This is a genomic window from Paenibacillus sp. Negev47 (assembly GCF_058313655.1).
In genome coordinates this window covers 5,884,832-5,897,636 of the sequence record NZ_CM177754.1, presented here as the reverse complement: position 1 = coordinate 5,897,636, position 12,805 = coordinate 5,884,832, and the positions used below count along the sequence as shown (strand labels likewise).

General features: G+C 46.7%; 11 protein-coding genes. 9 read left to right on the top strand and 2 right to left on the bottom strand.

What is annotated here, in order from left to right; all coding sequences use genetic code 11:
- Positions 1 to 37: 37 nt before the first annotated feature.
- From AC4G47_RS26515 to AC4G47_RS26485, 7 genes are all read left to right on the top strand, one after another.
- Positions 38 to 1,036, top strand: coding sequence for an amidase domain-containing protein (locus AC4G47_RS26515; RefSeq protein WP_440131318.1), 999 nt, complete (start codon positions 38 to 40; stop codon positions 1,034 to 1,036).
- A 137-nt stretch (positions 1,037 to 1,173) separates the two neighbouring features.
- A complete protein-coding gene (locus AC4G47_RS26510) occupies positions 1,174 to 2,274 on the top strand; it encodes a D-alanine--D-alanine ligase (RefSeq protein ID WP_458125234.1) in 1,101 nt (366 codons plus the stop codon).
- Positions 2,275 to 2,304: 30 nt separating this feature from the next.
- On the top strand, positions 2,305 to 2,628 hold the full coding sequence (locus AC4G47_RS26505; RefSeq protein ID WP_336765484.1) for a hypothetical protein: 324 nt from the start codon (positions 2,305 to 2,307) through the stop codon (positions 2,626 to 2,628).
- A gap of 154 nt (positions 2,629 to 2,782) precedes the next feature.
- Positions 2,783 to 3,784 carry a UV DNA damage repair endonuclease UvsE gene (gene uvsE, locus AC4G47_RS26500; protein WP_491103560.1) on the top strand — a complete coding sequence of 334 codons (1,002 nt, stop codon included), beginning with the start codon at positions 2,783 to 2,785 and terminating at the stop codon, positions 3,782 to 3,784.
- A 107-nt stretch (positions 3,785 to 3,891) separates the two neighbouring features.
- On the top strand, positions 3,892 to 4,755 hold the full coding sequence (locus AC4G47_RS26495; RefSeq protein WP_458125236.1) for an inositol monophosphatase family protein: 864 nt from the start codon (positions 3,892 to 3,894) through the stop codon (positions 4,753 to 4,755).
- A gap of 230 nt (positions 4,756 to 4,985) precedes the next feature.
- On the top strand, positions 4,986 to 5,276 hold the full coding sequence (locus AC4G47_RS26490; RefSeq protein WP_491103559.1) for a hypothetical protein: 291 nt from the start codon (positions 4,986 to 4,988) through the stop codon (positions 5,274 to 5,276).
- Between the two features lie 190 nt (positions 5,277 to 5,466).
- Positions 5,467 to 6,789, top strand: coding sequence for an SGNH/GDSL hydrolase family protein (locus tag AC4G47_RS26485; RefSeq protein ID WP_491103558.1), 1,323 nt, complete (start codon positions 5,467 to 5,469; stop codon positions 6,787 to 6,789).
- A 170-nt stretch (positions 6,790 to 6,959) separates the two neighbouring features.
- On the opposite strand, the gene AC4G47_RS26480 is transcribed toward AC4G47_RS26485, so the two are convergent.
- Together AC4G47_RS26480 and AC4G47_RS26475 are read right to left on the bottom strand one after the other, a co-directional pair.
- Positions 6,960 to 7,514, bottom strand: a complete 555-nt coding sequence (locus AC4G47_RS26480; protein WP_491103556.1) for a hypothetical protein — start codon at positions 7,512 to 7,514, stop codon at positions 6,960 to 6,962.
- A 102-nt stretch (positions 7,515 to 7,616) separates the two neighbouring features.
- Positions 7,617 to 9,068: a serine hydrolase domain-containing protein gene (locus AC4G47_RS26475; RefSeq protein WP_491103555.1), complete on the bottom strand. Its 1,452-nt coding sequence runs from the start codon at positions 9,066 to 9,068 to the stop codon at positions 7,617 to 7,619.
- 306 nt (positions 9,069 to 9,374) lie between these two features.
- Between AC4G47_RS26475 and AC4G47_RS26470 the strand changes: the two genes are divergently transcribed.
- On the top strand, positions 9,375 to 11,162 hold the full coding sequence (locus tag AC4G47_RS26470; protein WP_491103554.1) for a sensor histidine kinase: 1,788 nt from the start codon (positions 9,375 to 9,377) through the stop codon (positions 11,160 to 11,162).
- Positions 11,137 to 12,690: a response regulator gene (locus tag AC4G47_RS26465; protein WP_491103553.1), complete on the top strand. Its 1,554-nt coding sequence runs from the start codon at positions 11,137 to 11,139 to the stop codon at positions 12,688 to 12,690. Before AC4G47_RS26470 ends, AC4G47_RS26465 begins: the two co-directional genes overlap by 26 nt.
- Positions 12,691 to 12,805 lie beyond the last annotated feature (115 nt).

The window sequence follows — 12,805 nt, the reverse complement described above, 5'->3', positions numbered from 1 at the left end:
ACTTCAGACAGAACTCATGCCAAAGGGGGACATAGGCTTGGAACGGGAATGGAAGAGTGCCTTATACACTTACGTGAACCAGTACAATCGCTGTGAGATCGACTACCGTCCACAGACCAGCGAACGGATTGTTACCGATCCTGACTTCGTAGTGGAACGGGGAGAGCGTATGGCAAGGCTGGACGAATGGTACCGTAAGCGGCGCGCCGTGCCTCTTCGCAGCGAGACCAGCGCCAAGCTTGTGCGCACGCTCATGGATGGACAGGAAGAAGCGGTGGTGGATGTACAATTGTACAGCAGACTGTTCTACGAGAAGAGCGGGATCACCCATCGGGAGGACCGGATTGAGCGGGAGCGGTTAACCTTTCTGCGGCAGAGTGGTGGATGGATCATTGGACGGGTCGAACGGGAAGTGCCGGAGCGTCGCCCAGCTGGGGAAGGGCGTCCCTTTCAACAAGCCGATTTTGTACAGGCGATGAACCGGCCGCTGCTGAATCGGGAAGTTCTGGGTCAAGGCAGAAGCTCAAGGCAGCAGGCGTATCGTAGAGATCTGGCAGTTGCCTATGCAGATCGATGGTGGAATGCAGGGAATCCGGCATATGAGGAATTTGATGTGGATTGCACCAATTACGTGTCTCAATGTCTCTTTGCAGGGGGCGCACCCATCCACTATACTGGTAGAAGAGAAGCTGGCTGGTGGTATAAGGGGTATGTGAACGGCTCCGAAATGTGGAGTTACAGCTGGGCGGTTTCCAATAGTCTGGAGCGTTACTTGTCAGGCAGCAGCTGGGGTCTGACTGCCACAGCAGTAGATCGTCCCGAGCAGCTGATGCTCGGAGATGTTATTCTTTACGATTGGGATGGAGACGGCAGATTTCAGCACAGCACCGTTGTGACCGCATTTGATGCGGGCGGTATGCCTCTTGTTAACGCACATACGGTGAGCAGTCGTCACCGATATTGGGATTACCGGGATTCTTACGCTTGGACAGAGCGGACGGTATACCGGCTTTTTCATATTGCAGATGAGTTTTAATGACGAAAGATTTTCGGGATGCGGTGACGCAGACATCCAGTTCCGTGTAAAATAAGACCAGGTAACGCAAGCAGAATAACAAGGGTGCTGAGCATGCAAGGGTGACAGCATCAGGCACAGATAATCGGAGGTTACGCATGAGTATGGATAAATTAAAAGTAGGCGTCGTGTACGGCGGCAAGTCAGGCGAGCATGAGGTGTCGCTGCAAACGGCGTTTGCTGTAACGAGCGCATTTGATTATGAGAAGTATGAACTGGTTCCTTTTTATATCTCCAAGCAGGGTACATGGAAAAAAGGACCTGTCATGCATGCGCCGTTCGCGCAGATTGAAGATTTGAAGCTGGAGCAATCGGCGGGTGGAACTCAAGATGCACTGAATGCACTGTTTGGCCGATTGTATGGCGGAGCAGAAGCCCTGGACGTGATGTTCCCTCTGCTGCATGGTACGTTTGGTGAAGATGGCACCATTCAGGGCATGTTCGAGATGGCGGATATGCCATATGTAGGTGCAGGTGTACTCGCTTCAGCTGGCGGCATGGACAAAGTGGTCATGAAGAAGCTGTTCGCACAGGCTGGTATTGACCAATGTGCCTTTACGTATTTTAACGCGACACAATGGAAGCAGACAGAGCACGAAATGATCGTACAGGTGGAAGATGAACTGGGATATCCTTGTTTTATCAAACCGGCTAATCTGGGCTCCAGCGTGGGCATCTCCAAAGCGCGTAACCGTGATGAGCTGAAAACCGCTGTCGAGTTCGCACTTCGGTACGATACGAAGGTAGTCATCGAAGAATTCGTTGAAGCACGCGAGGTTGAGGTCAGCGTCCTTGGCAATGACGAGCCTATGGCTTCCGTTCCAGGGGAGATCGTATCCTCCGGTGAATATTATGACTATGCAGCCAAGTATATCGATGGTCAGTCACAGATGCTGATTCCGGCACCACTTGACCCCGAAGCTGCAGATCGCATTCGCGAAGCAGCATTGCAGGCGTTCCGTGCGATCGAAGGTAACGGGATTTCACGTGCGGACTTCTTCATTCGGAAAAATGACGGTGCATTGCTTATTAATGAAGTCAACACCATGCCTGGTTTCACACCATACAGCATGTATCCACTCCTGTGGCGCGAGACAGGTGTGTCGTATGCCGAGCTGCTGGATCGCATGATTGAGCTGGCACTGGAGCGTTATAACCGCAAGCAGGCACTGAACTACGAGAACGGCGTACAGGCGTAGCCTGAGACGACAAGATCAGGAGGGGTATGCATGGGATTTCAGACTGAATTCAATTCCGTATGCAAGTTCAAGAGTGAGCAGGAACTGTACGAACTGCTTGAATACGGTCGCGGCAAAATGGTTAAACAAGGCTTCCGGGTATTTCCTACCGGCCAGAAAGTCATTGCTTATACACCCGATAACGTGGCTGTAGCCATCGTGAAGATCGTGGTTTCCATTGCAGAGATCAACTTCCAGGGTCAAGAAGTAACCGAGGTAGAGATGCAGTTGATCCGCAAACTGACCGAGGAAGAATCACGCGTTCAGACCGCACTCGCGGATGAGATGTTCTTCGGAGAGCAAGCACAGGAATAGTTGCTCAGTGTGATTGTAGGGCGGATGGACTGATTTGCCAGAATACGATTATGGTCACTCTTTTAGGGTAAAACTTGGTTATATACAGTAACGGTACATCCTAACGGTTGAATATGCCGTGAGGTTTTCCGCCCTAACAGAGAGGAAGAAATTCATGCTCGTACGTTTTGGTTATGTGGCAATGTCCGTGCTTGTTGAGAATGCCTCACCTTCCCGGACCATGACCATGTCCAGTTTTAACAAAATTGATGACAGGGAAGCAGCCATCCGCAAGCTCGAACGGATTGCAGCCGAGAACCTGCACAATACACTACGATTGCTCCGGCACAACAAGGGTAGCCATATTCATGTATATCGCTTCTCTTCCAAATTGATTCCACTGGCGACACACGAGGACTTGAATGACTGGGATCCATTCCCGGCACTGAAGCAGGACTTTGCGGCCATTGGTGATTTTGTGAAGGCGAATCATATGCGTGTGTCCTTTCACCCGGATCATTTTACCGTACTTAGTACACCTCGCGAGCAAGTTCTGCACAACTCGATTCGCGACCTTCGCCATCATGTTCGTATGCTGGATGCCATGGGTCTGAATGCCACTGCCAAGAACAATATACATATTGGTGGTGCATACGGGGACAAGCCTTCGGCGGCGCTTCGTTTTGAAGAAAACTTTTTGAAGCTGGATCGGGACATTCAGGAGCGACTGACACTCGAAAATGATGACAAAACGTTCAATGCGGCCGAGACACTCGCTGTATGTCAGCACTTGGGATTGCCCATGGTGCTGGATATTCATCACCAGTGGGTCAATAATGAGGGTGAACAGCCATGGGATCTGTGGCCTGATATCCTGAAAACATGGGATTCACCGCTCGCTCAGGCAGATTCACCGGCTGATCAGCCATTGCCACCCAAAATTCATGTGTCCAGTCCGAAGAGCGAGAAGGATCTGCGAGGGCATGCCGATGGTGTAGAGGTGGAGCCTGTGCTCGACTTCTTGCGTCATATTGCAGCAGACACTCCAAGGCTTGACGTGATGATTGAGGCCAAACGCAAGGATGAGGCTCTTGTACAACTGATGCAGAAGCTGGCATTCTATCACGAAGAGGGTGTGGAGTGGGTGGACGAGTCTACCGTCATCATTCATCCGTAGTGTCAAAAGGGGCCTGGGCAACGAGAAACTTTACGACCTGTGAGGCGTATACTTTTAACAAGAATTTCAACTTTTCATAGATTGATATAGAAAGTAGAGTGAACGCTTTGAATGAGAAGGAAAAGCAACCTTATGTCGTGACAAGCAAAAGCTATACTGCCGTTGCCATTAATGCAGCTTCCAAGGCCGGTGAATGGATCAAGAGTCGTCTTGGAACGGTAAGCGAACTGGGAACCAAATATTCACCTCAGGATCTGGTCACCGAAGTGGATAAAGGAGCGGAGCAGATGATCCGCCGCCTGATTCTGACCCATTTTCCCAGCCATGCTATTCTGGGTGAAGAAGGCGTAGAACCGGGACCGGAAGCTTCAGCAAAAGCACTGAAAGAGGCAGAGGAGGAAGAGTTCCTCTGGATTGTTGATCCTGTCGATGGAACGACGAACTTTGTACATGGATTTCCGTTTTACTCGGTATCCATTGCTTTGGCCCATAAAGGTGAAGTCATTGTCGGCGTGATATACGACCCTTCCCGTGATGAGATGTTTGTTGCGGAAAAAGGTAAAGGAGCATATGTTCACGGAAACCGTATGGTTGTATCTGGTGAGCAGGAACTGAATCAGAGTCTGATTGCGGTTGGTTTCCCGGCAGATACGACCTATGCGCTACCGCTTAATATGGCCGCTGTGCAGGCTCTTGCTCCGCAAGTTCGTAACTTGCGTGCAGGCGGATCTGCTGCCATGCATCTGGCATATGTTGCTGCAGGGCGTCTCAGTGCCTACACTGAAATTGGATTGAAACCATGGGATATTGCGGCAGGCGCGCTGCTGGTGGAAGAATCCGGCGGCAAGGTTACCGACACCATCGGAACGCCTTATCAATTGTCTGTAAGTCATCTAGTTGCCAGCAACGGCCACATCCATGATGCACTGACAGATGTGTTGAAGGAAGCGAAGGCTACTGGGTTGGAGTGAGTTTACTCAACTCATCCATGCTTTAATAACCTGTAAATTGTACATTAACGGAGGGGACAGAAAGCATCTGAAGAAACGAAGTGCTCGCCTTTATCACCGGATTTCTCCCTTGGATAAGGGAATCAAAGAAATCTGGGGATAACAGCGATCGGAAGATGGTTCTGTACATGAAGTGAACGTCCAATAGTATGGTTAACGCATGTATGATTTTAATTAAAGGAGCGAGAACAATGGATGAATCCAAAGAACTGGAACGACGGCTCAGTGAAATGCTGACGGAAGGGGACATGGAAGAGTCCGGCGACACCGATCAGCGTGAACGCCAGCTGATTCCTCCCAAATATGAAGTTCGGATACAGACGGAACGTGATCCAATTGTCGAGGAAACATTAAAGTACCGGAAGATGGCACGCGAAGTGGACGATCGTTATGATCGGTACCTGGAGCGAGCTGCCGGGAAAAAAGCGGAGAGCAACACGAGTCATACGAATTCGGTAGACTCGGAGAAGCCCGAATCTTAACGAACCACGAACTCTATAGTTGTAAGATAACCAATAACAGGCTCCTCTCAGGGAGTCTGTTATTTTCATGTGTGTTTCTGACAGAGAGGACAAGGCCTGCTCTTAAATGATAGAATAGAGTTACACAAACTTATGTCATTGTATACATTAGTGTAAAATTATAGATTCGATTAAAGGAGTGTTACCCTGAATGAAGCGTAAACGTATATGGGAAAATACAGCTGCTGGTTTAACGGCGAGCATGTTGGCAGGAATGCTGTTCTTCACATCATCCGCATTGCCTGCACACGCTGCTGATGTCAAAACTGGTGTATCGCCAGCGGGTACAAACGAGGCTTCGTTGATTGCGAAGAAAGATGCAGTAGCTGTAACCCAGGAGTTCCGCATCGTCACATTGGGAGATTCCATAACGGTAGGTTATGAGCCCAACACGAAAGAATTGCCTTATGGTTATGTAGAACGACTGCATGAGCAGGGTTTGCTGCATGGACGTACACAGGTGGATAACTACGGGATTGCTGGTTTGAAAACCAGTGGCCTCAAGAACTTCACCACCGCGATTAAGGAAGGCAAGACACTTACTTCCGAAGCTATTCAGCCGAGTCTTCCCGATCCAAGAGCGGGACAGATTGGAGCGAATACTGCTGCAATTCGGGAGAGCATAGCACAGGCTAATCTGGTTGCAATCACCATTGGGGGAAATGACGTATCTGAGCTTCTCGGTACAGCAGACAAACTGAGTGATCAGGAACTGCAAGAGAAAGTAAAAGAATTACTGGCAACTTATACAGCCAATATTAGTGCAACCATTAATGACATTCATGAGATTAACCCAACAGTTAAAATGGTTATCGCTGATCAGTATCAACCGATGCCAGAAGTAGCGGGCAAGGCGCTTTATGCCAAACTTATGGAGGCATCCCAAGGTTTCACGCAGACCATTGATGGGATTGCAGCACAATTCAATGCTCAGGGTACAGATGTAGAGGTGGCTCACGTAGCTAAGGAGTTTATTGGCGGTGAAGGCACCATGACACATATGATCAAAAATCGTGATTTCCACCCGAATCAATTCGGATATGCAGCCATTGCCGAAGTATTTGCCAAAACGATCTGGGGCGACTACACGAAGCTGACTGCACCTGCCACAGGTGAACCGATGAACATTATCGTGAGTGGTAAAACATTGAATACACCGTACAAACCAATTATCCGTAGTGGTAAAAACTTTGTGGCAATCCAGGACATCGTGAACGCTGTCGGTGCCACTACAGTATGGGATAACACAACTTCAACAGCAACCATTACCTACGGAGATCGTAAGGTAGCCGTGAAGATAGGTGCCAATGCGGTGAAGGTTAATGGAGCATCCGTTACCGTGGATACACCTGCCTTCCTGAACAAGGTAGGCAAAGAGTCAAAAACGTATGTACCCCTTGCCATGGTAGCCGAAGGTCTTGGCTTTGACGTGCAATATGTAGCGAAGCTGAAAACTGTTTTTGTGAATCCGTAAGCTCAAAAAGCTATGTTGACTGTACAGTGAAGACGTTTTGGGAATTGATTTCTCTATAGCTCAATGGATATGGATAGGTATTTATAATGTAAAAAGAGCCAATCTTCTGTCAAAGGAGATTGGCTTTAGTATTTTATCTTTTTGGCTAAACCCTGTTCATGTCTAACTAATTATTGGACACTGCTTTTCTTTCTTTTTTTGTAAAGATGGTAAAACCAGATGAGAATCCGTTCAATAATATGATAAAAAACTGAAATGGATAGAGCTGACCAAAAATCTTGAATATATACTCCTTCAAAAATAGAGGCTAAGGAATAAATGATGATACTGTCAATTATTATTGTGACTGAATTCCTGGTATAAACTGAAACTCGTCTTTGTATACCATAGTTTAAGACAGCAATCATAACTGGATGAACGAGAGTTTCAAAGATTATAAATCCAATTAAAATAAGTACGGAAAATGTAATAGTATCACCAATTTGTTCAAAGTAAAATAATTTACTCATTTCACCAAAAGTATAAAAAAATAAACTATACAGTATCGTAAAAAAAGAAACAGGCACAAGAATTAACAAGGATAATACAGGAACAAGCCAAAGCCTAACCTTTAATGACGGTGGTTCTTCTTTATCTCTGCGACTTATAAACTTAATGATTTCATTTAGTGAGAGAAAAAGAACCAGTAGCAATATAAACAGAGTAACTATGTGGGTAAGGTTCATGTTCCCTCCTATGGAATTATTTTTCATCAAAACCACTATAATTCCCATAACAAAATTAAATCCATAAGTTAAAGTTCGTGGGAATTCATGTTGGTTATACGATCAATATGGATTCTTTTTTTTGGGGAAGAAGCCAGTGACAAACCATGCCCCAAGCCAGATCAGAATACAAACCAAGATGCTCTTTTTGCCTGAATGCAGGTCCACAAGGGTTGCAGCATAGGACAGATAAAACAGTGCTGAAATTATGAGCACTAACATAATGGATCGAAAGGCTAATCGAACAATGTGTTTATGGGGGTGCTTTGTTATGAATAACCTTTTTCCTTGAAATAGGGAAACACAAAAAAGCAGGAGGTATGCACCAACCCATGCACCAAGAACGATAGCGATCAAGGCGTTGACTCTTTCAGCCTGCAGAAGTTCATCTTGTCTTTCAGGCAGATTTCCGGTTTGGGATTCGATCCAGTCGTGATATACTTCTTGACGCAAATCTACGCCGGTCTCACTGTTGGTAAGTATAACTAACCCGTCTCCTGTAGAGGGAATCCAGCCATAAAAGGAATGCCATCCCCGGTTGTCCCCAGGATGATAGAGAAGAGTGGTTTGGTTGGATAATGTTCTTGAAAATATGCCTAAACCGTTCTCCGAAATGACGGGGGTCTGCATCTCTTTGACCAGTTTGCTTGAAATAACTCCCCGCCCCTGATTATCATTATTTTTGCTTTCCATGCTGGCCAGAATGAGGTTTACCATATCACTGGCTGTTGTCTGCAATCCGGCCGCAGCTTGCTCGGTGAACTGATAAGCAGGAATCTGTTGGCCGAAATAACCATAGGTTTTGGAGAGAACGGGGTTTGCCGGCTTCTGTTGAAATGTACTATACTGCATGTCCAGCGGTTTCAGGACCTGTACATCCATGTATCGATCAAAAGGCATGCCCGTAATCTCTTCGATGACGAGCTGCAGTAAAGTGTACCCTGCCCCCGAATACAGGGGTTCAGTTCCAGGTTTGTGATTAATCGTTAACGGAGTGTTCAGCAGCCCTCTGCCCGATAAGGACTCTTCAATAGTGGAAAGTGGCTTTCCTGGTGCTGTTCCCAAGTATCCACGATGTGCAGAAAGACCGGCTGTATGGCTTAATAATCTTCGAATGGTGACCTGACTCTGGTCATAATTCTCACTGGGCAGATGCCAGCGTGTAAGATATGTACCAACGGGATCGTCGAGCGAGAGTTTACCTTCTTCGACCAGATGCAGTATTCCCCATGCGGTAAGACTTTTGGAAATGGAACCCGCCTGAAACAGGGTATCTTCATTTAAAGCTATTTTACGAGATCGGTCTGCATATCCGTAGTGAAGTATGTAGGCGGGTTTACCGTCTTGAACAATACCAACAGCTACACCCGCAACCCCATACTTTTGTTGAAGTTGAGGAATTTTACTGTCCAGATGAAGCTTAAAGTCATCCATATTTCCGACGGAGGATAAGCCTGGTGACCAGCTACATAGAATAATTATAAGTAACACAGGGACTTTCTTCAAAATACACATCGATTTGCTCCTCTTTTCTTAAACGTTATGATGGATAATCTAAGCATAAAACATAGGAGAATTCCTTCCATCGATTGGCCTCTCATTTCCACGGTCCAACTTACAATTTTGTCACATCCATTGTTTGTTAAGCAATGAGGCATGCTTTTTGAAATTAAAAGGTGTGTACCTCCTGTAATAACCTGAAATGTTGTATAAATATGACTTGTCAGATGACCATGGATGTGTAAATATGAAAATAACTTACAATATAACCACTAACCCATAGCAAGACAGCACCCTTCGCAGGCCAAAGGAGCGCTTAGGATGAGCAAAATTAAGAACGCTTTCACAACACTGCCGATTCATCAAAAAACGATTCTCCTCATCGGATTGTTGATGTTGATCAGCTTTACGTTTTATGCATCCGTACTCCGATATGTGTTCAGTATCTATGACCGTCAGATCTATGAGAAATCCTCGCAGGTCCTCAATATGTCTTCAGTAGGCATTGAGAATCAGCTACGTGAAGTTTCCAATCTCTCCTTCAAGGTGATGTCGGACGAGCAGCTTCAACAATATCTGCTTCAACTGGAAAAGGCCGAGACGGGATATGAGAGAAATGGTCTGCGCAAGAAAATTACCAACCGATTGGTTGCTTATGCGGGTTCTGAGAAATACGTCTATTCTATGCTATTTATCGATAATGATAATAACGTTATGGCTGCAGGGAACCGCGAAGGGATTTCGGAGTCGAAGCAAAAGGAACTGGTATCACTGGGAGATCAATATACAGGCTCCAATGTCTGGCACACCAGCGGGGATAAACAAGCCCGGCTTTTATCTGTACGACAGGTGAAATCTTTTACTGGGGGCGCATTTACACTGGATAAGCTCGGAACTCTAATTATCCGAGTACGCCTGGACCGAATCGTACAGGATCAGATGCAGGAACCCGCAGAGGACTCACAATTATTGATTTCGGATGGAACAGAAGTAATCTATCCAACCGAATCTTCGGTAAGTGAAGCTGAGATTGAATCGGAACTGAAGCGTAGCCAGCCCTATGGAATTGCCATGTTTGAGCAGGGCAGACACTTTGTTGCCCGTGCCAATTCTTCCTACACAGACTGGACGTACCTGTACACCACACCTTTTGATCAGATGTTTAAAAAAATTCAGTTTGTTAAACAGTTGGTCACGGTTATTTTTATCATGATTTTTCTGGCGGCACTCATCATTGGAGCAAAGTTCTCCCGCAGTATTACCCATCCGATTGCGCAGTTGATCAAGAAGATGCGTAATATCGAAAAAGGTGATCTGGATAAACTGGAGGAGGCTGCCCTCGGTAACGTTCCGATGTCTCCGCAGAATGAGGTTGGGCTGCTGCATCGCACATTCAAGATGATGCTTCAGCGGATTCGTGAATTGATTGATGAGAATTATGCGAAGCAACTGGTGATTCGTGAGACTGAGTTGAAAGCGCTTCAAGCACAGATTAATCCTCATTTTCTATACAACACGCTTGAATCAATTAATTGGATGGCCAAAGTACAGAAACAACGTCAGATCTCGGAAATGGTTGAGGCGCTTGGATTCCTGCTGCGCAGCTCTGTGAATATGACGGAGAAGTGGATCACACTGGAAAGAGAGCTGGACATTGTCCGCAGCTACGTTACAATTCAGCGCACCCGTTTTGAAGAAAGATTGGATTTTGACATGGACATTGCCCCTGAGGTGGGTTCAGCACGAATTCCCAAGTTAACATTGCAGCCTCTGGTGGAGAACGCCATACATTATGCACTCGAACCAAGCATTGATCCTTGCCGAATTCGAATAAGGGCGAGAGCAGAGGGAGACCAAGTCATTATTGAAGTCGAGGACGATGGTCCAGGGATGACACCGGAATTCCTGGAACAATTACATGAAGGACGCATACAGACAAGAGGACAGGGCATTGGGTTATCTAACATCCAGGAACGAATCAGGCTGACCTTTGGCGAAGAAGGCAGAATGGTGATGAGCAGCAAGCCCGGGTCAGGAACTGTAGTATCGATCAGCATACCTTGGATTAGAGAGGACGATGACGATGTACAAAGTGATGCTCGTAGATGATGAACGTGTCATTCTGGAGGGAATATCCCAAGTGGTCGATTGGGCCGCAGCAGGTACGGAATTAGTGGGCACGGCGAGGAATGGGATTGAAGCACTGGACAAAATCGGGCAGTCGAGGCCCGATATTATCATTACGGATATTTCCATGCCGGGTCTGGATGGTCTAGGACTCATAGAGAAAGCATCCGAAGCATACCCGGGAGTACGGTTCATTATGTTATCTGGCTATAAAGAGTTCGAATATGCCCGCAGAGCGATGCAGTATGGTGTGAAACATTATTTGCTCAAGCCCTGTAACGAGAATCAGATCCATGACGCGCTGGCTGAACTGTTGCAGGAACATCAGGATGCGCAGGTTAAGGAACATGTCGCTGGTGAGATGAAACAGCGTTTGCAACGGGTCCTTCCGCATGTAAAGGAGCAATTTTTGCTGGAGTTCATGACGAACCGGACCTATGGGCCGGTCGATTTGGAATATTACCAGGAGCTGTTTGATCTGGAACTTGAAGATACTGCAGTTCGGTTACTGCTGTTCCGGATTGCAGATGAACATGATTACAGTCATTTATTTGCCATCAAAAATATCGCCAGCGATCTGCTCCCTCATGTACTGTTAAGCACAACGATTGAAGGTAGACTCTTGATTCTGCTTGCGGATTCAGCTGATCCAGCTGGGCTGAAGGAGAGCATTGAAGAGGTTCGGGCTGCATTTACCAGACTATATAAATTGGAAGTGACCGCTGCACTGAGCGAAGCAGATCGAATGATCCAGTCTCGGCGCTTGTTCCGTGAGGCATTGCAATATTTGAATCATCGCTTCTTTATCGGTGAAGGCAAATTGATTACGAAGAATGATCTGGTTCTGGCCGGAGAATGCGACGGGTTGCATGTAGAACAGGATGCCGAGCAGTTGTGTCAGTTGATCAAATCGGGCAATAGCGAGGAAACAGCAGCAGAGGTGGATCGTCTGTTCGATCTATTATCGGGTCAGCAGTTGGAAATTGAAGTGACGCGTTCGTATGTAGTGCAGCTGTACTCGGCGATGATTCATGTCTGTCCGCCTGAAGAGGCAACAGAATTTACTCAGCGTATGGCAGAGTTGCCCCATATGGATACGTTATCTGCTTTGAAGTCTTTTGTAGCGAGCAGTGCAGCCCGGTTAGCCTCTGGTTATTATAAAAATCATATAAGTCGCCAGTCTTCAGCCGTGGAGAAGATGATGGATATCGTGGATCGTCATTATGGAGAGGCAGATCTTTCACTCAATGGAGTCGCCCATCAGATGTTATATATGAATCCGGATTACCTCGGCAAAATTTTCAAAAAAGTCACGGGCGAGAATTTCTCCAACTACGTGAATCGTCTGCGCATCGAACGGGCGTGTGATCATATTCGCAGAGGTGGGGATGTGAAAGTATTCGAGCTTGCGGAATTGTTCGGGTTCGGCGGTAATTCACAATATTTCAGTCAGGTGTTCAAAAAGTGGACGGGTATGACGCCTACGGAATTCCGCAGGATCGGCATATAACAATGGACTACCAATCATGTGATTCATGTCTGGGGAGGATGAACAGCGCCGTGAGGGGGACTGTTGTCCTCCTCTGTTTTTTGAACCAACAAGACGGTTTTGTGTATTCAACTCT